This is a genomic window from Mesorhizobium sp. M0618 (assembly GCF_040320765.1).
Lineage (GTDB): Bacteria > Pseudomonadota > Alphaproteobacteria > Rhizobiales > Rhizobiaceae > Mesorhizobium.
The window spans coordinates 181,142-206,949 of record NZ_JAMYQH010000009.1 but is presented as its reverse complement, the minus strand read 5'-3'; the positions used below and the strand labels follow the sequence as shown (position 1 = coordinate 206,949).

Annotated in this window: 20 protein-coding genes and 1 pseudogene; 5 read left to right on the top strand and 16 right to left on the bottom strand. The window is 60.4% G+C overall.

Annotated features, from left to right (window positions below):
- Positions 1 to 294: pseudogene (locus NKJ04_RS12790) on the top strand (hypothetical protein); the annotation flags it as partial.
- 23 nt (positions 295 to 317) lie between these two features.
- Here the strand turns inward: NKJ04_RS12790 and NKJ04_RS12785 are convergent.
- Together NKJ04_RS12785 and NKJ04_RS12780 are read right to left on the bottom strand one after the other, a co-directional pair.
- Positions 318 to 1,697 (bottom strand): hypothetical protein, encoded by a 1,380-nt coding sequence (locus tag NKJ04_RS12785; RefSeq protein WP_031212620.1) that lies wholly within the window; start codon positions 1,695 to 1,697, stop codon positions 318 to 320.
- A complete protein-coding gene (locus NKJ04_RS12780) occupies positions 1,697 to 2,125 on the bottom strand; it encodes a GNAT family N-acetyltransferase (protein ID WP_352675305.1) in 429 nt (142 codons plus the stop codon). Before NKJ04_RS12780 ends, NKJ04_RS12785 begins: the two co-directional genes overlap by 1 nt.
- Positions 2,126 to 3,323: 1,198 nt before the next feature.
- On the opposite strand from NKJ04_RS12780, the gene NKJ04_RS12775 reads away from it, so the two are divergent.
- Positions 3,324 to 4,739, top strand: coding sequence for an adenylate/guanylate cyclase domain-containing protein (locus NKJ04_RS12775; protein ID WP_023809558.1), 1,416 nt, complete (start codon positions 3,324 to 3,326; stop codon positions 4,737 to 4,739).
- A 123-nt stretch (positions 4,740 to 4,862) separates the two neighbouring features.
- Here NKJ04_RS12775 and NKJ04_RS12770 read toward each other — a convergent pair whose 3' ends face one another.
- The 8 genes from NKJ04_RS12770 to NKJ04_RS12735 form a co-directional block, all read right to left on the bottom strand.
- The gene (locus tag NKJ04_RS12770; RefSeq protein ID WP_023809557.1) at positions 4,863 to 5,342 is read right to left on the bottom strand and encodes a class I SAM-dependent methyltransferase; all 480 of its coding nucleotides are present in this window, start codon (positions 5,340 to 5,342) and stop codon (positions 4,863 to 4,865) included.
- A 207-nt stretch (positions 5,343 to 5,549) separates the two neighbouring features.
- Complete coding sequence (locus tag NKJ04_RS12765; RefSeq protein ID WP_031212616.1) at positions 5,550 to 6,731, bottom strand: ABC transporter permease; 1,182 nt, start codon at positions 6,729 to 6,731, stop codon at positions 5,550 to 5,552.
- The gene (locus tag NKJ04_RS12760; protein ID WP_023809555.1) at positions 6,728 to 7,726 is read right to left on the bottom strand and encodes an ABC transporter permease; all 999 of its coding nucleotides are present in this window, start codon (positions 7,724 to 7,726) and stop codon (positions 6,728 to 6,730) included. Before NKJ04_RS12760 ends, NKJ04_RS12765 begins: the two co-directional genes overlap by 4 nt.
- Positions 7,727 to 7,728: 2 nt before the next feature.
- Positions 7,729 to 9,627, bottom strand: coding sequence for an ABC transporter substrate-binding protein (locus NKJ04_RS12755; RefSeq protein ID WP_352675288.1), 1,899 nt, complete (start codon positions 9,625 to 9,627; stop codon positions 7,729 to 7,731).
- On the bottom strand, positions 9,624 to 11,519 hold the full coding sequence (locus tag NKJ04_RS12750) for an ABC transporter ATP-binding protein (protein WP_023809553.1): 1,896 nt from the start codon (positions 11,517 to 11,519) through the stop codon (positions 9,624 to 9,626). The genes NKJ04_RS12755 and NKJ04_RS12750 overlap by 4 nt, the downstream gene beginning before the upstream one ends.
- 157 nt (positions 11,520 to 11,676) lie before the next feature.
- Positions 11,677 to 13,011, bottom strand: a complete 1,335-nt coding sequence (locus NKJ04_RS12745) for an adenylate/guanylate cyclase domain-containing protein (RefSeq protein WP_352442503.1) — start codon at positions 13,009 to 13,011, stop codon at positions 11,677 to 11,679.
- Between the two features lie 535 nt (positions 13,012 to 13,546).
- Positions 13,547 to 13,651 carry a hypothetical protein gene (locus NKJ04_RS12740; RefSeq protein WP_023809549.1) on the bottom strand — a complete coding sequence of 35 codons (105 nt, stop codon included), beginning with the start codon at positions 13,649 to 13,651 and terminating at the stop codon, positions 13,547 to 13,549.
- 179 nt (positions 13,652 to 13,830) lie between these two features.
- Entirely contained in the window at positions 13,831 to 15,012 is a 1,182-nt protein-coding gene (locus NKJ04_RS12735) for a DUF3095 domain-containing protein (RefSeq protein WP_081734769.1), read from the bottom strand.
- Positions 15,013 to 15,086: 74 nt separating this feature from the next.
- Between NKJ04_RS12735 and NKJ04_RS12730 the strand changes: the two genes are divergently transcribed.
- Together NKJ04_RS12730 and NKJ04_RS12725 are read left to right on the top strand one after the other, a co-directional pair.
- A complete protein-coding gene (locus tag NKJ04_RS12730; protein WP_023809547.1) occupies positions 15,087 to 16,175 on the top strand; it encodes a glycosyltransferase family 4 protein in 1,089 nt (362 codons plus the stop codon).
- Positions 16,172 to 16,933: a polysaccharide deacetylase family protein gene (locus tag NKJ04_RS12725; RefSeq protein ID WP_352675284.1), complete on the top strand. Its 762-nt coding sequence runs from the start codon at positions 16,172 to 16,174 to the stop codon at positions 16,931 to 16,933. Before NKJ04_RS12730 ends, NKJ04_RS12725 begins: the two co-directional genes overlap by 4 nt.
- 1 nt (position 16,934) lies before the next feature.
- Here the strand turns inward: NKJ04_RS12725 and NKJ04_RS12720 are convergent, their stop codons facing one another.
- From NKJ04_RS12720 to NKJ04_RS12710, 3 genes are read right to left on the bottom strand one after another with little or no spacing between them, the layout of a single operon-like run.
- Positions 16,935 to 17,789: an MBL fold metallo-hydrolase gene (locus NKJ04_RS12720; protein ID WP_023809545.1), complete on the bottom strand. Its 855-nt coding sequence runs from the start codon at positions 17,787 to 17,789 to the stop codon at positions 16,935 to 16,937.
- A 23-nt stretch (positions 17,790 to 17,812) separates the two neighbouring features.
- On the bottom strand, positions 17,813 to 18,259 hold the full coding sequence (locus NKJ04_RS12715; protein WP_031212612.1) for a cyclic nucleotide-binding domain-containing protein: 447 nt from the start codon (positions 18,257 to 18,259) through the stop codon (positions 17,813 to 17,815).
- 34 nt (positions 18,260 to 18,293) lie between these two features.
- Positions 18,294 to 21,008: an ABC transporter transmembrane domain-containing protein gene (locus tag NKJ04_RS12710; RefSeq protein ID WP_352675280.1), complete on the bottom strand. Its 2,715-nt coding sequence runs from the start codon at positions 21,006 to 21,008 to the stop codon at positions 18,294 to 18,296.
- Between the two features lie 233 nt (positions 21,009 to 21,241).
- Here NKJ04_RS12710 and NKJ04_RS12705 point away from each other — a divergent pair, with 233 nt between their 5' ends.
- Complete coding sequence (locus NKJ04_RS12705) at positions 21,242 to 21,907, top strand: class I SAM-dependent methyltransferase (protein WP_081734794.1); 666 nt, start codon at positions 21,242 to 21,244, stop codon at positions 21,905 to 21,907.
- Positions 21,908 to 21,943: 36 nt separating this feature from the next.
- Here the strand turns inward: NKJ04_RS12705 and NKJ04_RS12700 are convergent, their stop codons facing one another.
- The 3 genes from NKJ04_RS12700 to NKJ04_RS12690 are packed head-to-tail and all read right to left on the bottom strand — an operon-like array spanning position 21,944 to position 25,552.
- Entirely contained in the window at positions 21,944 to 23,095 is a 1,152-nt protein-coding gene (locus tag NKJ04_RS12700) for a glycosyltransferase family protein (RefSeq protein ID WP_352675277.1), read from the bottom strand.
- Positions 23,092 to 24,336 carry a glycosyltransferase gene (locus NKJ04_RS12695; protein ID WP_023809541.1) on the bottom strand — a complete coding sequence of 415 codons (1,245 nt, stop codon included), beginning with the start codon at positions 24,334 to 24,336 and terminating at the stop codon, positions 23,092 to 23,094. The genes NKJ04_RS12700 and NKJ04_RS12695 overlap by 4 nt, the downstream gene beginning before the upstream one ends.
- Before the next feature lies 1 nt (position 24,337).
- A complete protein-coding gene (locus NKJ04_RS12690; RefSeq protein ID WP_023809540.1) occupies positions 24,338 to 25,552 on the bottom strand; it encodes a glycosyltransferase family protein in 1,215 nt (404 codons plus the stop codon).
- Positions 25,553 to 25,808: the final 256 nt, after the last annotated feature.

Below are 25,808 nucleotides of genomic sequence, written 5' to 3'. Positions count from 1 at the left end.
GGCCTCCACTCCAGCCAGCATCTTGAATCACAAAACAGACAAATCGGGAATCCCCTTCGATTCCATCAAGCCGTGAACCGCTCTAGTGACCCTCATTGGGCGACTTGGGGCTGGCTCGCAACGACAGTTACGGCCATCTGGGCCGTTTTCCCCACGCGTGGCGGCATGGCAGGAACTGCTCGCGTCAATCCTGACTATTCGCTGGAATACCGTCGCAAAGTCTTGCCTTACAAGAACCCTGCCGATATCGAACTCACGGTCGACGGGCTCCGCAAGGCCGGAATAGTGCAATGACAAATGAGGGCATGCGGCCCGGATCAGACGCCAAAGGCTCGGCCTATCTTGCGCCATCGGGCGTTTTCACGAACCAGTTTCAGGTCGTCGGTCGTCTCGGCAAAGGTGTGCGAACGGTAGTGCCCGAGCAGGTCAGGAAACAGCCTCCCTGCCGGCAGGCCGGCAACCTGTTCGCGGACCGACATTTTTTCATCGATGACCCGGGTGCCCCAGGCATTTTCCCGAACCTGCAACTCGGCAGCCAGACCGCGCTCTTCCGGCGCGGTTTCATCCAGCGCGGCCAGCAGGATCGAATGGAAAAGCGCTACATAACCGATCTGCCTCAGGCCGCCCACGACCCGCACGCGCGGCAATATGGCAAGAACGAGGAACGTCAGGAACAAGTTCGGCAGCAGCACGCCGTCCAGCAGCGCCTGCTTGAGATGCGCCCGCTCGAACGGGATGGAAAGACCATTCGGCCTTTCAGGCTCGATCAGGTGCCCGTTCTCGAGGACGAGCTTGCGCACGCGCTCCTCGCGAATGCCCCAGAAATAGGCCGTGGCATTGGGCAGGAATCTGCCAAATGGGCTCGATTCGGTCTCTTGCAGGGTACGTTCGAGACGCTGACGCCTTGCGGGCTCAAGGAGCAGCTTGGAAAGAAGGCTGCTGTCATGGTCCAGATGCCGCGCCACGACGGAAGCCGCGAGCCGGTCATCGATGAACACCGGCCGAGCCATGCCGGAACGATCCCAATCGGCGACCAGATCCTCGTTGAGTTCTGTCAGTGCATCGGCGGCGGTTCCAAACACCTTGTCCTGGCTGGCGAGCAGTGTGCCCAGCCAGCGGCTGGCATCCGTTTCGTCGCCCACCGCTTCGAGCGCCCGCTTGTTGAGGGTGACCGGGCCGGCCGCGCAGGCGCTTTTGCGGCATAGTTTGTGGCGCCCCATGCCAAACAAGTTGACCTTGTCGTCGCCGACATCGAGCCATCCCGGCCCCTCCCGGCCAATTGTCTCCATGGTCATCGTCGTTCCCATGAAGCCGACGAAGGCCGACAGCCCGTTTTCGACCGCGCCGAGCCAGGCAAACAGGAGGGCATCGAAGGTGATCCGGTCCATCAGAAGCAGGCAGTGGAGGCCGGACTGAATCACCGGTCTGTGGTCGAATTCTTCAAGGGCCTTGCCGACCTCTTCAGGCTGCATGATCAAATCAAGGCGCTGATGCAGTATATCAAGCAGGATCGAACGGGCAGCGATCGCCGGACTCGATGCAGGCCTTGCCACCGGCCGCCACAGATGGCGGGCGTATTCGGAAACCGGTGCATTCCAGTTCTGCTCGATGTCACGCACGACTTCCGGGCAGAGCAGTGATAGCACTGCCAGAACATCCACCGGAGCCTTAAGGGTCGGATCAAAGTCCGTGGTCATCAGAACCGCAGCCGGGCCATGCTCAGAAGGTCGTGATACCGCCCTTCGGTAAAGCCGGCCTTCACATGCCGGCCTTCGACCTCGAAGCCGTGGCTTGTGTAGAGGCGGATGGCCGGTTCATTGTCGGCATAGACGGTCAATTCGACTCGCTTCAGGGCGCGCCAGTTGTCGGCCACGTCAAGCAGCGCGCCAAGTATGGCAGAGCCGATACCCTTGCCGACAAAGCCATCGTCAAGGCCGATATTGATCTCGCCGATGTGCGAACGGCGCGGCGAACCCTGCACGACCAGGCTGCCATGGCCGACGACCTTGCCGTCCAGCTCGGCAACGATCCAGGTGGTTTCCTGGCCGGACTTGGCGATACGCCGTTCTACCTGCTCCACCATCTCGAATGGCATCCTGAGCGTGCCCCAGCGGAAGCCCGGCATGTTGAAGATGGCGCAAAGCGCCTCCGCATCGCTTGGCCGAATGGCCCGGAGTTGCGGCTGGATTTTCTTTGGGAATGGCGAGGTCGTGCTGGTCATGGCTTTCCCGGCAAAGGCAATGGGCCCGGCACGATGCACCGGACATCATCTGAAAATCCAGCCATCTCATCATCCTATGATGCCGATTGCGCGCTGAAGTACCAGGAGACGGCGTAGAGTTGAAGATGCCGCTGATTCCGATCCAGCCGAAAAGGGCGAGCCAGCACAATGTTCCCGTCGCCGTCCAGTCGATCCGGTGCACTGCGGCCTCGGTGATGACAAGGCCAAGGATGGCAAACAAGCCGACCAGAAACTGCGCCAGACCGAGCACCAGCAGCTCTTCGCGCGGCGCGCTTTTCCTGACGAGATATGTGCCGCCCGCTCCGGCGAGGAAGATGGCGCTGTAGACCTGAGCGTGGAAGGCGTCGATCGGCCACGGCCAGAAGCCGCCGAATGTCAGGGGAAACAGCAACAGACCGACGCCATAGAGCCCGATGATCACCATTTCCATCGACATGTAGCCGCGCCATGCAGAGTTTAAGGTCACGCCCTTTGCGGAAGGACGGCCCCTGGCCCGCCAAAGGAACGATCCGGATACCGCGACCGAAGCAAGATAGACCAAGAACCAGAGCCAGGGCGCTTTGCGCTCGAAGTTGAAATAGCCGAGACTGAAGAACGAAGCCGCCGACACGATGACGGTGAAGATGAAGGCCATGACAAGCACGAGCCTGCCTGGCGACCAGCGGTTCCAGACCAGCAGCGCCGCCATCACGACCATTTCGGCGGTGTAGAAGCCGCCGAGGAAGCGGGCATTGAACGGCGTGACGGCCCAGGGCCAGCGCGGCTTGACCAGCGCAGGCGCGAAAAACAGGCCGGCGCCGACGATCAGGACGATGATGACCCCCGCCGAGAAAAGCCGCAGGGCCGCGGGAAATGGCGGGTTGCCGGGTGTCGGCGCGGGAGAAAGTCCCAAAGATGAATACCCCATGGACTCACCATAGTGCCGCTTGCGATCGGTGAAAATCCCGACGGAAATTGAACCGTCGCGCGGGCTTTGCCATTCGAATGGCCGTACGATCCGTTTCGAAGTAAGATGGAGCGCTCGGAACAAAGACCGGTTCCGGTGAACCACCTAGGGGGCGCATTTTCCGGAGCCTGCACGATGACCGAAATTCAGGATCTGTTCTCGCTTTTGCGGCAATCAACCGATGTCGATCTCCAGGCAATCGACGCGATCCGGCGGACCATCGCGGAAGGCAAGGATTATGAACTTTGCCGCATCAATGTGCCGGCTTTCGCCAGCAAGCATGGCCTCGACGAGGAACGCGCCATAAGCGCCTTCCTCCATGCGGCGCGGGTGGGCATCTTCGACATTTCATGGAATGTTCTGTGCCCCGGCTGTGGCGGCGTGCTCGACACCAACGCTACGCTGAAAACCCTGCAGAAGGACGAATACACCTGCGCGCTATGCTCCGAAGGCTATTCGCCGACCCTTGATGAGATGGTCGAGGTGACATTCACCGTCAGCCCTCGCGTGCGCAGGATTGCCGCCCACAATCCACACGAACTGCCGTTGGTGGAATATTTTCGCCAGATTTACTGGGGATCCGGCGTCGATCTGCCGGAAGAGGATCTGGCGAAAAACATAGGAGCGTTCTCGCTGGAGGATATCGAGCTGGCGCCGGGTGAAAAGGCCGTCCTGCTTATACAGCTTCCGCCCGAATTCATCATCGTCTTCGAGCCGGTCACCCATTCAGCGCAGTTCATCGACGCGAAGGGCAAACCAACAAAAGAGCGGCGAAGCCTGTCTTTGGCTTTCGACCGCGACCATGTCCAGAACCAGACACTGGAAATGCTACCCGGTCCGCTGCGTATTTCGCTGGAAAACAGGACCGACACCCGCGTGCTGCCGGCAGTCTTCATCGCCGGCGAGGCATTGCATAATCTCCTGGGCAAACGCCGGCCTTTTCTGACCGCCAAGCGCCTGCTCACCAACCAGACGTTCCGCGACCTCTATCGTACGGATACGCTCGACATCAACCAGCGCCTGAAGATCACCAGCCTCACCTTCCTGTTCACCGACCTGCGCGGATCGACCGCGCTTTACGAGCGGGTGGGCGACCTTTCAGCCTTCGATCTCGTGCACGTGCATTTCCAGGTTCTGCACGAGATCGTCGCGGCGGAGGCAGGCGCGGTGGTGAAGACCATCGGTGATGCGGTGATGGCGACATTCGCGACGCCTGATCGCGCGATGGCTGCGGCCCTCAGGATGCGTGATGCCATGCGTGCGCTCAATGACAGAAGCGGGCGCGAGGATCTGCTGCTCAAGATCGGTGTCCATGCCGGCCCCTGCATCGCCGTGTCCATGAACGAGCGACAGGACTATTTCGGCCAGACGGTCAACATTGCTTCACGGGTCCAGAACCTGGCCAACGCACAGGCTATCTTCGCCACCCGTGCAGTGGTCGACGACAATCTCACCGCCGATCTGTTGCGCAGGAACGCTCTGACGCCCGTGCTTCACGAAGTCTCGCTGCGCGGCATCGAGCGGGAGATAGCGGTGTATACAATCCCCTGAGCAATTGGGCCGTCCAGAGCAATTCCAAGGAAGTGTAACGGTTTTCGGGAAAAGCGCCTAGCACTTTCCCTTGGAATTGCGGTAGAGCATCGTTTGCGTGAAAAGATGAGGGCTCTCGGCCGCTCACACGCGCTTGCAGAGGAAATAACGATCGGCGGGCTCTGAAGTCGGCGCCGGGAGGCGTTGCAGCAGCGGGTGATCGAGCGGCGTGCCACTGACCGCGAAGCCGCCGACGCGAAGCAGGCTCGCAATCAGATCGGGAAGCCAGGTAGCAGTCACTGCATCGCGATCGTCATAGCCGGTGCCGATGTCGGCATGAACAAGGGCGGCTTCGATGCCAATGAACTTGCGGGCCGTCTCGCGTATTTCGCCGAGCACGAGGTTTTCGGCTTCGGGAATTGAGCTGGCATGTGCACCGACTTCGCGGTCGAACACCACGATCCGGCGCCCGGGCAGGCGCTCGCGCAGATGGTGGAACGTCCGTCCGTTGCCGAGGCCGAGCTCGAGCACAAGCCCCTCCATCTTCGCCACCTCGACGCAGACTTGGTCGAGAATGTCGCGCTGTGCGGTCATCCTGCTGATGAAATTCTCAAGGCGACTCATATGCTTTGTGTGTCCTGAACCAGCTCAAGATCGGCAATGCCTCCGACACGAACTGTTCACGGGTGTATCCCGAAGGCGTAGTGCCAAACTCGATCACGTGTCGGAACATATAGAGGCGGACGATGAACACTGCAACAACCGTACAGGCAGCCGGCAAGATTCATACCGGGTGGAATAGGCGGCACGGCGCGCGGCAAAATAACGACCTCACTTGTAGGGATCTGCGGCGTCCCGCAAGCCGTCACCGAGGAAGTTAAACGCCATGATGACGAGAATGACGGGGAGCATCGGCAGGAGAAGCCATGGATAGAACGCGATCACGCTGACGCTGCGCGCCTCGGTGAGCAGGATTCCCCAGCTGGTTATCGGCGCCCTCAGGCCGAGCCCGAGGAAGCTCAGCGCCGTCTCGCCCAGGATCATGCCAGGAATCGAGAGCGTCGCCGTCGCGATCAGATGCGACATGAAGCCGGGAATGAGATGCCGCCTAATGATGCGGCTGCTTCCGGCGCCCATCAACTGCGCGGCGAGAACGTAATCTTCCTCGCGCAAGGCCAGAAGCTTTGAACGCACGGCCCGCGCCAGTCCGGTCCAGTCGAGCACTCCGAGGATGACGGTGATGCCGAAATAGATCAGGATTGGGCTCCAGGTTATCGGCATGATCGCCGCCAGGGCCAACCATAGCGGAATGCTGGGAATCGATTGCAGAACTTCGATTATTCGTTGAACGATCAGGTCGAAGATACCGCCGTGATAACCGGCCAGTCCGCCGATGACGATGCCCAGCAGGAAGCTGAAACTGATGCCGACGAGGCCGATTGTCAGTGAAATGCGTGCGCCATAGATCATGCGCGAGAGCACGTCGCGCCCCAGCCGGTCGGTGCCCGCCAGGAAAAGCTGACCGTTTTCGGCAGCGCAGACAAAATGCCTGTCACCTTCGATCAGGCCCCAGAACCGGTAACGATCGGCCTTGCAGAAGAAACGGAGCCGCTGAACATCGTCCTGGTTGTCGATGTAGTTCCGCTTGAGCGTGTCCATGTCCAGCGTCATCTGGCGGCCATAGACGAACGGCCCGACGAACTGGCCGTTGTGGAACAGGTGCACCTGCTGCGGCGGCGAATAGATGTAGTCCATGTTGCGCGTGTGCAGGTTGTAGGGCGCCAGGAACTCGCAGATTAATATCCCGAAATAAAGCACTACCAGGAATATGCCGGATACAAGGGCGAGCCGGTGCAAGCGGAATTTCCACCACATCAGCCGCAACTGCGACGCCTGAAAGACCTTCGACTGCTCCACCGTCATCGCCTCGACCGACTGCAGGTCAAAGGGCGCGCTGGAAACATAGTGTTCTAGTGGAGCACTCGGTGCGGGGAGCGGCGAATCCGTTTTCATTTGGTGCTGCCGCCCTGCAAACGAATTCGTGGATCCAGCAGCGCCAGCGCCAGGTCGGAAATCAGGACGCCGATAACCGTCAGGAAGGCGAGGAACATCAGGAACGACCCCGCCAGATACATGTCCTGGCTTTGCAGCGCCTTGATCAGCATCGGCCCGGTCGTTTCCAAAGACAGCACGATCGCGGTGATTTCGGCGCCGGAGATGATGGCCGGCAGGATGGAGCCGATGTCGGAAATAAAGAAATTGAGCGCCATGCGCAGCGGATATTTGACCAGCGCCCTGAACGGATGAAGACCTTTGGCGCGCGCGGTCACCACATATTGCTTGTGTAGCTCATCGAGCAGATTGGCGCGCAGCCGCCGGATCATGCTTGCCGTGCCGCCGGTGCCGATGATCAAGACCGGGATCCAGAGATGGGAGAGTATCGACTTCGCCTTGGCCCAGCTCATCGGCTCGCTGAGATATTGCGGGTCCATGAGATGGCCGATGGACGTGCCGAACCAGATGTTGGCGAAATACATCAGGATCAGCGCCAGCATGAAGTTCGGAATGGCAAGGCCTAGGAGGCCAAAAAAGGTCAGGCCGTAATCGCCCCAACTGTATTGATGCGTCGCGGAGTACATGCCGATCGGAAAGGCGATGAGCCAAGTGAAGATGATCGTGACGAAGGAAACCAGCACAGTCAGCCACATTCGGTCCCCGACGACGTCGCGAACCGGCAACTCATACTCGAAGGAATAGCCGAAATCGCCGTGCAGCATCCCGCCGACCCAATAGAAGTAACGAATGATCGGCGGCTTGTCGAAACCATATTCCTTGCGCATCATCTCGATGCGATCGGAATCCACCCCTTCGCCCTGTGCCCGAAGCTCGGCGACATAGCTGTCGAAATAGTCGCCGGGGGGAAGTTCGATGATCGTGAACACCAGCGCTGATATCACCAGCAGCGTTGGAACCATCACAGTAATGCGCCAGACAATATATCGAAGCACGCTCAGGACTCTCCAAGCCAGAATGTATCCGGCATGTAGACACCGAAATAGGCGGTCGGATCGTAGCCGAAGAGCGCCTTGTCAGGCAGATTGCGCAGCCGTGAGGACACCAGAATCGGCTGATGCGTTCCGTTCACGGTCCCGATCGAAAACACCTGATCGGTGTAGATCGACAGCATCGAATTCCAGATTTCGGCGCGCTCTGTCGCTTCGGTCGATGCGTTCCAGCGCTTGAGCAAAACCATTAACTCGATCACTGCAGGAAGATCGGGCGCCTCGCCCATCTTGCCATGAGACAAGTAGTGAGCACCCCAGAGCGGCCATTGCAGCTGATCGTCGATTGTGGGGGCCAACTGACTCGGGTTCATGTCGGCGGTCGGCACGCCATTGTCGATGCCCGACCACATCGACATCATGATCTGGCCGCCAAGCGCGCGGCTGCGGAAGATGTCGCGCTGCGAAGTCCGGATGAACAGGGCGATGCCGATCTTTCGCCAGTGATCGGTGATGAGTTCGAGCGCGTCGGTTTCCAGCGTGCTTTCGCCGGCGGTTTCCACGATGATCTGGGCAGAGCGTCCATCGGGAAGTATCCGCAGGCCGTCATCGTCACGTGCCAGAAGCCCGGCCTCGTCGAGCAGCGCGTTGGCCTGGTCGGGATCATGGGCAACCCAAGCTTTAGCGAATTCCGGCCGGTAGAGCGGGCTCTCGGACAAAACCGTATCGGCGCTTTCCTGCGCCAATCCGTAGAACACGGCCATATTGATCTCGCGCCTGTCCACGGCGAGCGAAAGTGCGCGGCGCACGCGCACGTCACGCAGAAGGCCACGCCACACCTGGTCGGCACAATTCAGATTCGGCAGCAGCGCCAGCCGAGAACCCTGTGTGCGTTTCCACAGGTGCATCTTCACCGGATAGCGCTTCTCCGCGTCCTTCAGGAAGGAGTAATCGCTGAAGTCAATTCCCATGCATTGCAGGTCGCTCTCGCCCGCCCCGGTCTTCGCGGAGATGATCGCCGATGAGCTGACATTCATGATGATTCGGTCAACATAGGGCAGTTGCCGGCCGTTCTCGTCTGTCCGATGAAAGAAGGGGTTGCGCTCGAAGATGAATTGCTCGGCCGGCGGCTTGGTTCGGTTCTGCCAGGGGTCGAGCGTCGGCAGTTCCGGGTTCTCCGGGCGATATTGCCGCGACATACGGATATGCAGGAGCGTCCATTTCTGGGTCCGGTTCTCCTTCATCAGGCCGGCGAGCCGGAATGGATCCTGATATTTCTTGTGGAACTGCTTGAGATAGGCGGATGGCAGAACAAGCGATATCGGCGAAGCGGCAGCGAGCTTGGGCAGGAAGTCGGGATTGGGCGCATCCCAACTATAGCGCACCGTCAACGGATCGACGATCTCGAAGCGTGGCGGCTTGCCGTCCGCCATCAGGGTCGGGGCGAGCCCGCCTTGCGAAAGCTCATCGTTCAGCCAGACATCTTCCCAACAATAGCGAAAATCCTCCGGCGTCAGCAGGCTGCCGTCGGACCATTTGTGTCCTTCCCGTATCTTGAACGTGAAGATGCGATCATCCGCGACGTCGAAATTTTCGAGAATGTCGGCCTGCAAGCTAAGCTTTTCGTCGTAGCCGACCAGGCGAGAATATCCGTAAATCGTCATCATCCGGATATCTTTCTGGCTGCCGATGATCGTACGCAGCGTGCCGCCATATTGGCCCGGCTGCCGGCCCATCGTGGCGAGATTCAAGGCGCGCGGGCTCTTGGGCAGGCGCTCGGTGAGTGCTGGCAGCGCCCTGGCCGTCAGCTGCGGCCGAAGAAATTCCGGCTCCAGGTCGCCAGCGCGCGACGTGCCCGGCAGGAGTGCCGAAGCCATCACGCCAAGGACGGTGCGACGGCTGATCAATGGCGTAACTCGCTGACATCGGCCGAACGTCGGGCCAGCACGAGGTGGCCGCCGCCAAGATCGAGCGGCGCCAGGACATCCTCGTCGCCTTCTTCGCGGAATTGTGGTCCCCATGCGCTGGTGTCAGAGGCGCCGCCGAGCTTCAGCGTCTTGAAATCCATCGGCCGGTCGAGATCGGGGAAAGGTACCGCGGCGACCAGGGAGCGCGTGTAGGGGTGGATTGGTTTCCTGAGCAGAATTTCGCGCGGCGCAAGCTCGACGATACGCCCGCCGCACATCACCGCGATGCGGTCTGCCATGTAGTCCACCACCGCCAGATTGTGGGATATGAACAGGTAGGTCAGGCCCAGTTCTTTTTGCAGGTCCTTCAGAAGATTCAGGATCTGCGCCTGGACAGAGACATCGAGCGCCGAAACCGGCTCGTCGCAGATCAGGAGTTCAGGCCCCAGCGCCAATGCGCGCGCGATGCCGATGCGCTGACGCTGCCCGCCGGAGAAACTGTGCGGATAACGCTTGATGAAGCGCGGATCGAGCCCGATTGCCTGCATCAGGCTCTTGACCGTGGCGAGTCGGGACGCCGCATTGCCACGCTCATGGATCTCCAGCGGCTCGCTCAAGATGTTCTCCACCGTCATGCGAGGTGAAAGCGACGAAACCGGGTCCTGGAAGACCATCTGGATTTTCGCGCGCAATATGCGCAGGGCATCTCCCTCTGCGCCCAGGACGTCGGTCGGTCCATCGCGGCCGTTGAAGATCACAGAACCGCCGCTGGGGGTAATGGCCCGCATGAGGATCTTGCTGACGGTTGTTTTGCCACAGCCGCTTTCGCCGACCAGACCCAGACACTCACCCCGCCTGATGTCGAAGCTCACGCCGTCCACGGCGCGAACAGAGGATTGATGACCCCCGCTGAACCATCCTGACTTGCGGATGGTGAAGGTCTTAGTCAGATCCCTTACCGACAGCAGGATGTCGTCTGGCCCCTTCGATGCCGGGGCAGTCTGCTTGCCGAGCAGGTTCCCGACATTCACCGGCACCTCGCGGAGCGCCTTTAGCCTTTCACCGGGCTTCAGGTCGAAATGCGGAACGGCTGCCATTAGGCCCTTCAGGTAAGGGTGGCCCGGCCGGCGGAATATCGCCTCGACAGGCCCCATTTCCATGATCTCGCCATGGTACATGACCACCACCTCGTCGGCGACATTGGCGACCACGCCGAGGTCGTGCGTGATCAGCAGCATCGCCATGTTCAGCTTGGTCTGAAGCCCGCGCAGCAATTGCAGGATTTGCGCCTGGATGGTGACGTCCAACGCCGTCGTCGGCTCGTCGGCGATCAACAAAGCAGGCCGGCAGATAAGCGCCATGGCGATCATGGCGCGTTGCCGCAATCCTCCCGAAAGTTCAAATGGATACATGTCGTAGGCGCGCTTGGGATTGGGGAAGCCGACAAGGCCGAGCATTTCCTCGGTCCGCGCCTTGCGCTCCGCCCGAGCCATAGGCGTATGAATCTGCAAGGATTCGCTGACCTGGTTGCCGATCGTGTGCAGCGGCGAGAGCGATGTCATTGGCTCCTGAAAGATTTTGCCGATGCGGCTGCCTCTCAACGCCCGGATTTCGGTTCCGTCACGCTGCATCTGCAGGATGTCTTGCGTCGTGCCAGGCTTTTCAGGATCAGAAAACAGGATACGGCCGCGAACGTGGGCCGTATTCGGCAAAATGCCCATCACTGCCTGGCTGAGAACCGATTTTCCGGAACCGGACTCGCCCACAAGCGCGGTAACCTTGCCGGGCAGGACGCGGAGATTTGCGCGTCTGACGGCATGCAACGGTCCCCCGATCATGGCAAAAGAGATGCCAAGATCCTCGATCCGCAGCAGATCAATGCCCGAATTCATCCTCACACCAGCCCCACTCTGGCAGTCTGCCGGGCGGCAGACCCAAAAAGCGAGACTAGCGTATTGCCAGCCTAGAGCAACTTGGATTCGAATCGAATTCCGCGACGGAACCGGCGACCGGGCTGCACACCAAGGCTTTCGGACCGGATCGTGTCGGTTACTGGAGCTTCCTCCGGTCGCTTGCCGACAACCGCGCGGCATCGCGATGAAGCAGCATGACCTGCTCGGCGTCCGATATCCGGTCCTGAATCGGCGCAGCGTCTTCATCGAGCGCGAGAGCACCCGACAAATCGGGTGAAAGCACCGTCAGCTTCTGCTTGATACCCGCCAGTTCCTCCGTGCCGAGCGTCAGCCAACTGTTGTCGCCGCAATAGCTGGCGAAGTCCTTGCTGGCGAGAACGCTGTGCGGATATTTCTTGGTCAGGGTCTGGAGACGCTGGACCTCGTTTACAGCCGAGCCGAAGACAGAGAATGTCAGCCGGTCGGTAAGTCCGACGTTGCCGAACATCACATTGCCGACATGCAGGCCGATACCAAACTTTATGTCGCCCAACCCCTGCTCCTTTCTGCGCAGATTGAGCTCCATCATGCGCGCGCTGGCCTTGTGCGCTGCCGCAAGAGCAGCCTGGCAGGCGATCTCGGACTGCGAGCGATGCCTTTCGCAGGGGTAGACGGCGATGAAGCCATCCCCCAGGAAACTCATGATCTGCCCGCCTTTGCGATTGAAAGGTGCAGCGATGGCATCGAAAAACTGGTTCAGCGTATCGATGTAGATTTCGCGACCGGAGGTTTCGGCAAGCCTTGTCGACCCCCGCATATCGCCCATGACCAGTGCGGCCCGGATTGTGTCACCCTCGCCGCGCTTGATCTGGCCGTCCAGCACACGTCTGCCGGCGTCGCCGCCAAGATAAGTGGTCATCATGTTGTCGGCGAGCTTGGTGAGCACCGCCATCTTGGTGGCGATAGCGAGATAGTTCTGGATCCGCAATAGCGCCGAAATCATGCCGTCGCTGAAGCCAGACGCACTGTCGGTCGACCACGACCCCATCATGCCCTGGCTGGTATCGCCGTTGAAGGGATGCACGAATGCCATGTAATCGGTGACGCCCATACGCCTGAGGTCGTCGAAAACAGGAAACTCCGACCGCACCGAGGGGTCAAGCCGGCGCCGCAGGTGGTCGAGCTTGTTGCTGAGCAGATGGTAGTATGGGCTGGTCAGGAATCTGTCGGAATGAACGCCGTTCTCACTGCGGAAGCCTTCCACTTCCAGGCCCTGGCCGCGAAGCCAGGTAAAACCAAGCGCGTCATAGAGCGGATGAAGCATCGAAAAGCTCAAATGCACCCGCTTCAGCGGCAGGCCGGCAGCAGCCAACCGTTCACAAAAGCCCTTTACCAATGTTTCCAGGTCGTTGCCCGCCAGCGCCGATTGGCTCAGCCAGTCGGCAACTTTATCCATGAGAATGGTGGAAACTTCTGCTTGCGCTGTGCTCATGCTATCTCAAACCCGTCGAAGACGAGCCATCTCCTTTGATCCGCCACACAAGTGAAGGCAGTGAAGCCGGCTTCGGCGACGAAAGCCGGCGAAGAATTTCCTAAATAACTCCTTGCAGGAAGGAAGCAGGCGTAAACAGCATCTATCACCTGGAACCCTATGTGGCGAGGCTTCCGGCGGAGTGCAATCTCGATCCTGACATCGGGCAAAGAATTCGCCGTCTCAGACATCGTCGGGCCTTCACCACCACTGTCGCTTGGACCAGCCCGAGGCGGCCAAAATCATTGCGTGTGTCGACGACCAGAGGAGCGTGATCAGCGATCGCCTGATAGTCGATCGCGTCGTGGTAGGTTGCCACGACGACAGCATCGGATCCTTCGGGGATCCTCTCCGGCTCCCGGTGTTTCGTCAGCGGTGTCGGAACGCAGATTATGATGGCATCGCAGACGGCTAGTTCGGCAAATCCGCAGTGGTGCGGAACCGCCCGGCCGGCACGGCTGTCGACGTCACTGCCTCAAGTAGGATTGGCCGTTGCTCAGGCATCGACCTTCCGGGCTTCGATGTCGAAGCCGGAAACCGGGAACCCGGCGCGTGCGATCGCAACCGACAGCGGCAACCCGACATAGCTCGGTCCGATCACGCCGACTTGCGCGACGCACCTCGAAATCCGGTTCAGAAGACGGTCATATGTTGATCGTTAGGCGTCCAAAAATCTGCTTTCCCGTCAATTCGGACAGGCTACCCGCTCCCATGGCGCGGCTCACCGGTGCCAAGAACCATGAGTGAGGGCATATTGCGGAAATCGATTTCCGCAAGCAGTCAGCAGACCGGCGCCTTCGCCTTCAGGCTTGCGGCAGCCATCGCGTAGCCGCCGGCGGCGCCATCGATGAAATGAACATGATCGCGCTGCAGCGGCGAGATGACGAGGCAGGTCATCAAGGCCGACTTCTGGCGGTGCAGGCCATAATTGCAGATGCCCGCCTCTTCCGCCTGCTTCAGCCGGTCTTGGATCCGATGCAGCACATCCGCGTCAACGTCGATGGTCATCTTCAAGCCGTCGTCGAACTTTCGGAAATCCGAATTGCTGGCCACCTCGCGTTTGTAGACCTTCGGATCGAAACGGCCAATCGTCCAGCCAAATCGATCGGTTACAGCCGTAAGCGTCATCAGGAACACGATCCACAGCTTCGACCGCCACCGCCATCCTGCCGTGGCCATCGCCCGCGCCTCGACATCCAGGCCGGCGGGCAGCAGACTGTAGCCCGGGCCGTCCACCGGCACCGGGTGGCCATCGCGCTCCTGCCTGCCGGCGAGGGCGATGATGTCGGAAGCCAGAAACTGAAACCCGCGCAAGTCGCGCGACGCCCCCGGTGTGGCTATGATCGAGACGATTTCGCCATGCCGTGCTTCGATCGGGTTCCAACGGCAGGAAAGGCCGGTCAGATCCGGCCGCGCGCCGACCGGCGCAGGATCGATGCGGTAGCGCCCCGCTTTCATCTCAGCTTCCGCCCAACTGCCGCCACCGCCGGCGAACATGGCATAGAAGGCCGCTTCGGAGGCCTGGAACCTCGCCACGCGAACGTCGAGGCCCTGCGCCCTTATGTCCCCTATCGGCACGATCGCGGCGCGCAAGGTCAGGCCCAGTTCGTCCGCCACCCATCTTTGGACGGCCGCCAGCGCGTTGCGGGCGATCTCCAGCGCCGAGCCGGGAAACGCCACGAGTGCGCCGTCGCCGCCGAAGACAAAGGGGAGATCTTGCCGACCCAGCGCATTGAGCAGCGCCGAAATGACGCTTGCGCCGGCCATATTGACGGTTTTATAGCGCCCCGCCTCGATCGCCTTGGTCGAGCCGACAATGTCGGCAGTGGCCAGCGCCCAGCCATCGGGGAGGGGCCGATAGTTATCGATATCGGCAACGCTTTCGAACTTTGCGAAGACCGGCAAAGAAGCGACAAAAGGGTCGGACGCGACAGCTGTTTCCATGGCCATCAGATAGCACATTCCACGACTTGAAGGTGAAGTCGATCACGCTTGGAAATTGACTTGCGCAGGCTTTCCGATGATAGGGTCGCGCGATGCGAATTGCCTTCTACGCGCCGCTGAAGTCACCCAATCATCCCGTTGTCTCCGGCGACCGCCAGATGGCACGGATGCTTGTCAAAGCGCTGGAGTACGGAGGGCATAGCGTCGAATTGGCATCTGAGTTGCGCTTCTATCTACGCCAGCCGGAGTCGAAAAGTTTCGAGGCACTCAAGATCGAGGCCGCAGAGGAAGCCGCGCGGCTGACCAAGCTTTGGGATCGTGACGGCAAGCCCGATCTCTGGTTCACCTACCATCCCTATTACAAGGCGCCCGACTTGATCGGGCCGGAGCTGGCGTCGGCCTTTGCTGTCCCCTATGTGACAGCGGAAGCCTCCTATTCCAGGCGACGCAATGCCGGCTTGTGGGCCGATAGCCAAGCATTGGTGGCGCGAGCCATCGAACAAGCGGCTCTGAACATCTGCTTCACCCAAAGGGATCGTCAGGGACTGGCGGATGCTATTCCCAAGGCCGCTTTCGGTATGCTTTCGCCCTTCATCGACATATCGGCATTCCGGGAAATCCCGGCACGGGGTTGTCCGACGCGCCTCGTTACCGTCGCCATGATGCGCCCGGGCGACAAACTGGGCAGCTATCGCATGCTGGCGCAAGCGCTCGGCTTGATCGGCCATATGCCCTGGACCATGTCGGTCGTCGGAGACGGGCCAGCTCGCGACGAGGTCGAAGCGCAATTCGCCGGCTTGCCCGCCGATCGTATCGAATGGATCGGCTCGATCGAGCCTGCCGCCGTGCCGGATGTCCTTTATACCGGGGGAATCTATGTCTGGCCGGGTTATGGCGAGGCCTACGGCGTTGCCTATCTTGAAGCACAGGCCGCCGGCCTTCCGGTGGTGGCTCAGGACATCGCCGGCGTGCCGGAGGTCGTGCGGGATGGCCAGACCGGGTTTCTCACCCCGCCGGGCGATGTCGCGGCGTTCGCTTCCGCCATTGAAAGGCTGCTGGCCCGGGACGACGAAAGAACCATCATGGCCGCGGAAGCCCGGCGTTTCGTTCTCGAAGAACGTTCCCTCGGTGGCGCAGCTGCGCGTCTGGCCGAACTTATTGCGAAGGTCCCGGTCTCATGACGTCCGATCCGATCTGGCAGCCCTTGGTGGAAGAGCTGGCGCGCCTGCAACGGGCGGGCCGCAAGGCGGAGTTCTGGCTGCGCGACGACGACGCCGTGTATCCGACGCCTGCGCTTGATCGGCTGCTCGACCTCACCGGTGAATTCGCGGTTCCGGTCACTCTGGCCGTCATTCCGGCCCTGACCGACGCGAAGCTTGTCGCCCGGCTCGACGAGGCCCCGCATGCCACGGTCGCCATCCATGGCTGGGCGCACCGGACTCATGCGCCCGAGGACCAGAAAAAGCAGGAGCTCGGCGCGCATCGGCCACGCGAGGCGGTGCTCGATGATCTGGCTCGCGGACTGTCGCGAGTAACCGGCCTGCACGGCGCACGTGCCGTTCCGATGCTGGTGCCGCCCTGGAACAGGATCGACGCCGGCGTGGTATCCGACCTTGGATCGATAGGTTTTGCGGCCTTGTCAGTCTATGGGCCGCCGAAGCCGGCTTCATTGGCGGTCATCAACAGCAATGTCGACATCATGGATTGGCATGGCACGTGCGGCTGCCGCGATCATGGTGTATTGGTCCAGGCTATCATCGCACACTTGCAGCATGCATCCGACGGCGAGCCGATCGGCCTGCTCACCCACCATCTTGTACATGATGAATCGGCCTGGCTTTTCCTCGAACGATTGTTGACAGTCACCGCACAGGCTGAACCCTGTGCATGGCTTCCGATCAGGACATTGATCGGGCGCCACGCGGGTAAAGGAAAATAGCTCAGCGCTTTCTGTGCGATGAGACCGGGAATTTGAGCATCTGGCCATCCCGCGCGGCAAAAGCGCCGGCAAACCTGTCCTTGGCCAGCTTCTCCATCTCGTCCAGTTGCTCGTCGGTGCGTGTCGGATCGTGGTGAAACAGCGCAAGCGCCCGTGCACCGGCCGCCTCACAGAGCTTGACGCCCTGTTGCCATGTCGAGTGACCGTTACCGCGGCGGCGTTCCATTTCCTTCTCGGTGTAGGTGCAATCGTAAATGACGAGGTCGGCATCTTCGATCAGGTCGAGCACCGACTGATCGAGTTTGTCCGGCTCGTGCTCGGTGTCGGTGATCACCGCCACGACGCGGCCGCCCCATTCGATCCGGTAGCCTATGCAGCCTCCCGGATGGGTGAGACTGCCGGTCCGAACCACCACCCCTTCGCGCGGCCGAAGCACGTCTCCGGATACGAAATCGCGGCAGTCGAGATTTGCCTTGCAGACGTTCATTTTCACCGGAAACCACGGCGGCCGTATGAACTCATCGATAATCTGCCGGGTCGTCATGCGTCCTGCAAGATGCCCGGACCAAAGCGTAAGCTTGACGCTCGGGTCGAAGATAGGCGCAAAAGCCGGCAGCCCGATGATGTGATCGTAATGGCAATGGGTGAAAAGCAGGTCGAAATCGGTCACATCCGACGCCTGAAGCGCCTTGCCGGCAGGCCGCAGGCCAGAGCCTGCGTCGAACAGAAGCGTATGCTTGCCGCATCGCATCTCAATGCAGATTGTGTTGCCGCCATAGCGAGCGAATTCTGGCCCGGATACAGCAATGCTGCCGCGCACGCCCCAAAATCTGACCAGGAAAAAATCGTCGTCCATGCTACCTTTCGCCCATCATAGCTCTAGGCGCTTCGTGCGTCGATCAGATCCGCGGTCGTATGGCTTAGCCGATCGGCAAGAACCCGCAATATCTCGATGGTCATTTCCGGGAACTCCTTCATAAGCCTCAGGAAATGATCCTTGCGGATTCTCAAGGCCTCCAGATCACTTGCCGCGCTGACGGTGGCAGTGCGGGAGCTGTTGCACAATATGGCGATCTCGCCGACAATCGAATTTGGCAGCAGTTCGGCAACTTTCATCGGCCCGCTGTCGGAATCGACCAGAATATCCGCCCTGCCTGAAAGGATGACATAGGCAGCGTCTGCCTCGTCGCCCTGCCGGAAAAGAATCTGGCCGGCGCTGTAATTCACGCGATCGGATGTGAACGCGAGCAGCTTGAGCTTTGCCGGCTCAATGCCAGAGAACAAGGGAACGCGTTGCAGCATTCCAACTTCATCCTTGAGCAGCATTGTCGCAAACCTTCCTAAATTCGCGTCTGCCAGACTATGACAGAAGTTCCTTGAAGATACCGTTCTCTGCCAAAAGTGTCTCGTGTGTACCGTCTTCCACCAATTGACCCGAGTCAAAGACCATAACGCGATCGAACATCATCGCCATTGCCGGACTCGTCACGACCCACACAATTGCCGGCGAATGGCCGTCGCGTCTGGCTTCCTCGAGCACGTTTCGCAGCACCTTGTCCTGAATGCGCTGGTCGAGCGCCGACAGCGGCCGGTTGAGAATGAGAAAATCGGGACGCTTGAGCAGAGCCCGGGCAACATCGAGCTTCTGTCGCTGTCCGCCGGTCAGCCGCCTTCCACCGGCGCCGACGTTGAAGTCCAGGCCGACATCCAGAAGCTCGGCATAGAGCCCCAGCTCGTCAAGAATGTCATAGACGATGGAGCGTATGCGGTCCGGGGCGTCGGGATGGTTGTTTCCCACACGGCCGAATAGGACATTGTCCATGACGGTGGCCGCGGCAATGTATTTGGCAGGATCATACCGTTCGATCGCGTTGTGCAGTTCGGGCGGCAGGTTTTCATAGAACTGGTTGCGTGCGGCGACGATCTTGCTCATCAACTCGTCGGTCAGCAGGCCGAAGCGGTGCCGGGGCTCGATATAGGCAAAGCTCAAGGTGATGATCATGGCGCGGTCGGCCTCCGAAACCGCCTCGTAGGGGCGGTTCTTGAGCCGCTGCAGCAAGGTCTCGTAGGCGGGGATCTCCTCGGCGCTCATGAAGGCGAGCTGCTGGAAGAACTGGTGATCTGGCGGCAGGTCGGCAAACAGCTCGATCGCCTGTTCGGCGATCTCCATGCCCATCTCGTAGAGCGTGCTGTCGAGGCCGGCCTGCTTCAGCACGGAAGCAAAGTAGGGATTGGCCGCCAGAGCCTTGTCGGCCAGTTCGGGGCCGGCGGCGGCGCCGAAAAGCAAGTTCTGGCCGATCGTCGCTTCCGTGTTGTAAGCGCCCGGCTCGAAAGGAACCACCAGTTCGCGCAGCCCTTCCTGTTCCAGCCGGGTTCGCAGCGCTGCACGCAGTTCGACGATCCGCCCGGCGAGCTTCGTGTGACGCGTGAGGTCGGCCGAAGAGCGCAAGCCAAGATCCAGAATGTCGCGCGACAGAAGAACCGCGTCGAGCACCCGGCGCACCGCTTCAAAGAGGTCGTGCGGGCCGGTAGCACCGGCGGAAGCATAGTCGATCCAGTCGCTATGGACGTCGAAATCCGGATTGCCCGACCGGCGCGCCTCGTCCATATTCCAGCGCTGCTGGTCTGCCGCGGCGCCGTCATAAGTCACCGATGTCAGCGGTGCATGCTTCAACCCGTAGAGCAGGTTATCGCGCAGGCTTGCTTGGAACAGGAAAACATCCGACGAGGCGTAAGACATGCGCCGGCCGGTCACGGCTTCGGGGAGTTCAAGCAGGTCATCGGCGCCCGAAGCGACCTTTCCACTCTCTGGCCAGTTCAGACGCGCGAAGGCTTCTGCTAGCGCCTCCGCTCCGCCTGTCGGGGTGCTGACCAGCGCCACCGTCTCAGCCGGCTTGACCTGCATGGAGACACGGTTGAGGAGCATTGCACCGCCATCGTCTGCCATGGAGAGACCGACCGCCGACAGCGGGTTTGTCATCGGACCGGGATCGTTGATCGTCAGTGCCGCGATTCCCGGCGCAATGATATCCTCGACGGTGAACTGTTCAACGACCTGCTGATATTTGACCTGGACATCCTGCCGATCCTGATCCCAGTCGATCAGTTCCTTCATCGGTCCGGGCAGGTCCTTGTAGGCTCCGATCACCGCCACGAGTTGGCCGACGTCCAGCCGGCCCCCGATGACCAGATACCCGCCGATCATGTAGAACAGAAAGGGCGTGAGCTGTGCGAGAAAATTGTTGAGGAACTTTACCATGAATTTCCATTGGTAAAGATCGAAGCGGATCTTGAAGATGAGCCCTAGCCTAGCAGCTATGTCGGCGCGCTCGTAGTTCGACGTATCGTGGACGTGAACCGCGCCGATGCCGTCAACGATTTCGCCAACCCGGCCAGAAAGCGCGCGCGCCGTCAACTGCCGTTGGCGCCCAAGCACGAGCAGCCGCCGCCGCATCCGCGGGATGAGTACGATCTGGATGATCACGATCACCACCGCTATCATTCCGAGCCAGACGTTCTGGACCATGATGAACAACATGGCCGTCAGCGCCTGGCCGCCGAGCAGCACCGGCTGCAGGAAGGCATCGCCGATAAAGCCGCCCAGCGGCTCCACCTCATCCTTCACCATGGTCGCCACTTCGGCGGATTTCACCCGCTTGAAGTAAATCGGCGGAAACCGCAGCACACGATCGATCAGATCGAAGCGAATACGCCGCAGCATGCGTTCGCCGAGGCGGCCCTTGTAGGTGTTGATGTAGAGTTTGAACAGGCCGTTGATGACGACCAGCAAGAGGAACACAAGGCTCAGGGCAAGCAGCGTCTCCTTGCGGTCAAGCTGAAAACCGGAGAAGAACTGGACCTCGCCAATGAACGGCAGGTTATAGTGCAATCTCATGAAGGGCAGGGTCGTGCCGGGTTGCTCGAACCCCTTCCCCTGGATCGGGCCGTTGACGATCAGCTTCGGCAGGTCGAAGGACATGAAATATGGGATCATCGAAAGCAGGACGATCATCAATATCCAGATCTGCTGCTTCCGGGTGTGCGTCCAGATATAGCGGGCTAGGCTGGGTTCCATATGCGACTGTCAGTTTGGAGGATGCAGGCGGTGAAAGCACCTGCTGGCAAACGATGTATCGGCAATGTCTTCGCGGATGGACGCCGCTGGTCGGGACAGACGCAATCGGCCCCCTTCGCCACCGTGCAACGGCGAAACGGCTGGCGGCATCGTCTTATCCGCAAGTCGAACAGGCTCGCGTGAGGCAATATTGCGTTGTGTCGCCCGAAATCCCAACATAGAGGACGAATATGATGGATGTCACACAAGCACGCAATGCCGGCGGGCACGAACAAGCCTTGGATCTCGCCCGGGGAATTGCCGCCTATGTCGACCACCCTCTCGTCGCCGGGCTGGCGCGCGTCATCGCCAAGCATCCGACGGCCGACATCGCCAACGCCTTCAACCACAAGCAGGTCGCTTGCAAGATGTGGGCGCTCGACGAGCTGTTTGGAAGCTGCGGCGGCCGGTTCGGGCGTATATGGGTGCTGGGTGGATGGTACGGCGTATTGCCGGCAATGCTTTTCAACGACGCCCGTTTCGACATTGCGGCGATCGACAGCATCGACATCGATCCGGAAGTCGGGCCGGTCGCCCGGACCCTCAACCGGGAAGCCGGCGACCGCTTCCGGGCGCTGACGGAAGATATGTACGCACTCGACTATGCCGCCGGGCGGCCCGACCTAGTGGTCAATACGAGCTGCGAACACATAGCCGAGCTGGGTGCCTGGCTTGCCCTGCTTCCGCGGGGCACGAATGTGCTGCTGCAATCGAACGATTACTTCAGCGAGCCGACGCACATCAACTGCGTGGCTTCGCTTGCAGCCTTCGAAGCAATGGCGGCGCTACGGGAGATCAGGTTCTCCGGCGAACTGCCGACAAAAAAATATACGCGCTTCATGCTGATTGGAACTGTTTGAAGCGCGTTTCGCGAATCCAACGAGATGCGACCTGCGTTAGGATTTCGAGGACCAGGTTCGTTGCCGCTCGCGCAGGATTTGCGCAGAGTGACGGGCGCCTTCCAGATCGAGACGATGCGCCGCTGGCGCCGGTCCCGCAAGCGCCTGTTCGATCGCTTGCGCCAGACACTCAGGCGTCAGGTCCTTTTCCATCCGCACCGTTGCAAGGCCGAGCTCTTCGAGCATAAGGGCTCGAACCGTCTGTTCCGTTTCCCCGCCGGCTCCAAAGGGAACGAGCAGCGAGCGACAGCGCGCGCGCAGGACATCGCAGACAGTGTTGTAACCCGCCTGCGAGACCGACAGGCGGGCGCCGGTCAGCAAGCTGGCGAAATCCTCGCGAAACCGGAAGATGGACAGGCGCGGCGTCGCATCGCGTGTAATCGCGTCAAATTCGTCCTTCGGCAGGTTTGGGCCGGTGATCAGACACCATTTCCAGGCGTTGTCGGCATTCCGCGCTAATGCGATGGTGGACCGGACAAGGCTCTTTCCGGCGGCCCCGCCGCCAACCGACACCACAACGTCGAAACGCTCGGAGGCCGCGGGCGCTGGTGGCGCGGCAACGAGCCCCGTGTACGCAACCTCGGCCCTGATCGCTCCCGCCAGTGGAAATGTCTTGTCGATGGTTGCGAAAGCCGGATCGCCATGGACCATGACAAGGTCAAAATGCCTGTTAACGAGATCGACCGTTTCCTCGTTTCGGCCCGGCTTGACGCGCTCCTGAAGGATATCACGGACTGACGTCACCAGCAGCGGTCTGGGCGACGCCGCGTCGATGGCCTCGATCAGCGGCAAGAGTTCGAAACGCATCTGCCGGCGCCCAAATGGAAACGCCTCGACAATGACGATATCAGGCCTGCAATCCCGGAATGCCTGCAGCAGCATCTCTGAACGCCGTTTCTTGAAATCATCGTCGATGGGCTTGCCCTGCAGGTCGACAAGACCGGAAAATCCTTCATCACCGGAGGTGACAGATGGCAGGGTTACAGATATTGCCCCCAATCCCGGAAACCCCGCGACCGGCGCTCCGCCAGTGACGATGGTTACGTCAAACCCGTCATCGACCAGAGCCGCCGCGACGCGGCTGGAGCGCGCGAGATGGCCGATGCCGAGCAGGTGCTGGACATAGAAGAACGCGCGCAGCCGCTTCATTCGGCGGCCCGCCACTCCCGTTCGAACAGCTCCTTGAGCTGTCCAATGCTTGCTATGTGATCGAAATTGCCGCGCACGCGCGCCTCTGCGGTGTCGCCGAGGCGGGCACGCAGCACGGGATCACGGATCAGCCGCTCCAGCGCCTGTGCCAGGGCAATTGGGTTTTCCGTCGGAACCAGCAGCCCGGTTTCATCCGGCGATAAAAGCTCCGGCACGCCGGAAATATCGGTCGACACGCAGGCAAGCCGCTGGCTGGCCGCCTCCACCAGAACATTCGGCAGACCATCGCGGTCACCATTTGCGGTGATCCTGCAGGCCAGGGCGAAGATATCGGCGCGGCGGTAGTGCTCAAGCACCTCTTCCTGCGCGAGCGCGCCTTTCCAAGAGATGCGACCATCCAGTCCGAGCTTTTGCGCCAACGCCTTGAGCCGTTCCAGTTCCTCGCCGCCGCCAATATGCTCGAAACGCCACGCTAAATCACCGGGCAAGAGGGCAAGGGCCTCCAGCAAGGTGTCGTAACCTTTCTTTGCAACGGCGCGCCCGACACTCAGAACGATAACCGGTTCGTCCGGCGCCGAGCCGTCATGCTGTTTTCGTGCCTCGCCGAAAATGCCGAAGCGATCAAGGTCGAGCCCATGATAGCTCAAATGCACTGACGAGTTGCCGTCGGCGAGTTTTTTCAGACGGTCGAAGCCGGTTTTCGTGCAAGTTACCGTCCAGCGCGCCGAGGAAAGCTTGCTGGCCAGATCCCAATCCGCCGAAGTCCAGATGTCCTTGGCATGGGCCGAGCAGCTCCAGGGCAGACCAAGAAGCTGGCTGGCATAGCGCGTCACCGATGCCGGCGTGTGCGCGAAATGCGCATGCAGCCATACCGCGTCTTCGGGCCATTCGGCCGCTAGCACGAGCGCTTGCCCGAAACGGCGCGCGCGATTGCGCGTAAAGTCGCGCGGCATATCGACGGCCAGCGATCCCAGTGCACGCCAGAAGCCCGGCCGCAGCAAACAAGCAGAAAGCGAGCGAACCACGCGCAGCGGCTCTTCATGCAGATATTCCGGCAGATAATGGACGGGCGCTTTGATCTCGTCATGCACGGGGTGGCGTTTTGCGTCGGTCGGCCGCCTGAGCGCGACGAGTATCAGATCGAACCCCGCACGCTCCAGTCCGAGCAGTTCCTGCGCGATGAAGGTTTCCGAGAGCCGCGGATAACCCTTCAGAACCACGACGATCTTGCGATGTTGCAACTCAGTTCATGCCTTCAATAACCGAAAGGTGAGGGCCAGCCTGCCGGTCGAGCAGTTCCGCGACGATTTCGGAAATATGAGGGAGCCCTTCCAGGGTCAGATGTGGATTACTCTGGGATGGACGAGGCCGATTCGGCAGCGCCACCAGTGCATCGGCAAATCGCTGGGAGTCCTTGGCTTCCTCCGGCAAAAGCATTTCGACGAGGCCCAGTTCGGCTGCGCGCCGCGCGCGGATCAGTTGTTCCTGGCGGGGTTCGATGCGCGGCACGATGAGCGCCGGCTTGTCGAAAGATAGTATCTCGCAATAAGTATTGTAACCGCCCATCGCCACTACCGCCTTGGCGCCGGCAATCAGGTCTTCCATGCGGTTGTCGAACTCGATAATCTTGATGTAGGGGATCGTGGCCCCCTTCTTCAGCAACTTGTTGCGCTTGCGAGCCGGCATGTAAGGCCCAAGCACGATCAGCGCCTTGTGCTGCAATTTCGGATCCTGCTGATAAGCGTCGATGACGTCGTGAATCAATTCGGCGCCGTCGCCGCCGCCACCGGTGGTAACCAGGATATAGTCGCCCTCTGGCCGGTGGCCGGGCAACTGGTTCCGCTGCAGGCTCCGTTGCAGGAAACCGACGAATCTCATTTTTGCCCTGACAGCCGGCGGCACATCCAAGCCAGTCAACGGATCGTAGAAATCCGGCGGGCCATAGGCCCAGACCTTGTCGTAGAACAGGCCTATCTTGCGCATCACATCCCTGCGCGCCCACTCTGCTTCGAGCAGATGCGGTGCATCCATCACCTCGCGCAGGCCAAGCACCAGTGTGGTGCCCCGCGTCTTGAGGTAGGACAGCGTGTCCTCAATCTCACCGCGCAGGCCGAGCGGTTCCTTGTCGACGATGAAGATATCCGGCCGGAAGGTCTCGGCTGTGTGGCGGATGATCGACTGACGCATCCTTAGCGTCTCATGCAGATCGATGTCCTTTTCCAACGAGGTGTATTCGCCGTTGCGCAACTTGATGACGCTGGGGATCTTCACGAAGTCGACACGGGCGCGGTAGTCGAAGGCGCCGGCGATAGTCGCACCCGAAATGATAAGCACCTGAAGCCCACGGAAATCCTCGACCAGCGAATGCGCGATAGTCCGGCAGCGCTGCAAGTGGCCGAGCCCGAACGTGTCGTGGCTGTACATGAGAATTCGAGCGTTTTCTGCGTGCTGGGTCATTCTTGAACGTCTCTTAAATTCTCGCCTTGAGACCGTGAGTGGCCCGCCGGCTTCGAAACCATCCTGGGTTTGGCCGCAATTTTCAATTTATATTGCTTCTATGGAATGCCGTTCAGATATGCTTTCTGATCGCGAGTCCGGAACTAGATGGGTGGCGGATATCGCCGCGCGGGTGTGAGCAGAGACTTCCTGTTGTATTGTGGGATGGATCGAGGAGGAAAGCGATGTCAAAAAAATCGGCAGAAATCATCCCTTT

Excerpts from the sequence above, each read along its gene's own strand:
- NKJ04_RS12700 (WP_352675277.1), bottom strand. The coding sequence starts at position 23,095 with ATGAAGCGGCTGCGCGCGTTCTTCTATGTCCAGCACCTGCTCGGCATC.
- NKJ04_RS12710 (WP_352675280.1), bottom strand. The coding sequence starts at position 21,008 with ATGGAACCCAGCCTAGCCCGCTATATCTGGACGCACACCCGGAAGCAG.
- NKJ04_RS12765 (WP_031212616.1), bottom strand. The coding sequence starts at position 6,731 with ATGAAAACGGATTCGCCGCTCCCCGCACCGAGTGCTCCACTAGAACAC.
- NKJ04_RS12750 (WP_023809553.1), bottom strand. The coding sequence starts at position 11,519 with ATGAATTCGGGCATTGATCTGCTGCGGATCGAGGATCTTGGCATCTCT.
- NKJ04_RS12725 (WP_352675284.1), top strand. The coding sequence starts at position 16,172 with ATGACGTCCGATCCGATCTGGCAGCCCTTGGTGGAAGAGCTGGCGCGC.
- NKJ04_RS12705 (WP_081734794.1), top strand. The coding sequence starts at position 21,242 with ATGGATGTCACACAAGCACGCAATGCCGGCGGGCACGAACAAGCCTTG.
- NKJ04_RS12730 (WP_023809547.1), top strand. The coding sequence starts at position 15,087 with ATGCGAATTGCCTTCTACGCGCCGCTGAAGTCACCCAATCATCCCGTT.
- NKJ04_RS12770 (WP_023809557.1), bottom strand. The coding sequence starts at position 5,342 with ATGAGTCGCCTTGAGAATTTCATCAGCAGGATGACCGCACAGCGCGAC.
- NKJ04_RS12785 (WP_031212620.1), bottom strand. The coding sequence starts at position 1,697 with ATGACCACGGACTTTGATCCGACCCTTAAGGCTCCGGTGGATGTTCTG.
- NKJ04_RS12775 (WP_023809558.1), top strand. The coding sequence starts at position 3,324 with ATGACCGAAATTCAGGATCTGTTCTCGCTTTTGCGGCAATCAACCGAT.
- NKJ04_RS12715 (WP_031212612.1), bottom strand. The coding sequence starts at position 18,259 with ATGCTGCTCAAGGATGAAGTTGGAATGCTGCAACGCGTTCCCTTGTTC.
- NKJ04_RS12720 (WP_023809545.1), bottom strand. The coding sequence starts at position 17,789 with ATGGACGACGATTTTTTCCTGGTCAGATTTTGGGGCGTGCGCGGCAGC.
- NKJ04_RS12735 (WP_081734769.1), bottom strand. The coding sequence starts at position 15,012 with ATGTGCTATCTGATGGCCATGGAAACAGCTGTCGCGTCCGACCCTTTT.
- NKJ04_RS12780 (WP_352675305.1), bottom strand. The coding sequence starts at position 2,125 with ATGCCGGGCTTCCGCTGGGGCACGCTCAGGATGCCATTCGAGATGGTG.
- NKJ04_RS12745 (WP_352442503.1), bottom strand. The coding sequence starts at position 13,011 with ATGAGCACAGCGCAAGCAGAAGTTTCCACCATTCTCATGGATAAAGTT.
- NKJ04_RS12690 (WP_023809540.1), bottom strand. The coding sequence starts at position 25,552 with ATGACCCAGCACGCAGAAAACGCTCGAATTCTCATGTACAGCCACGAC.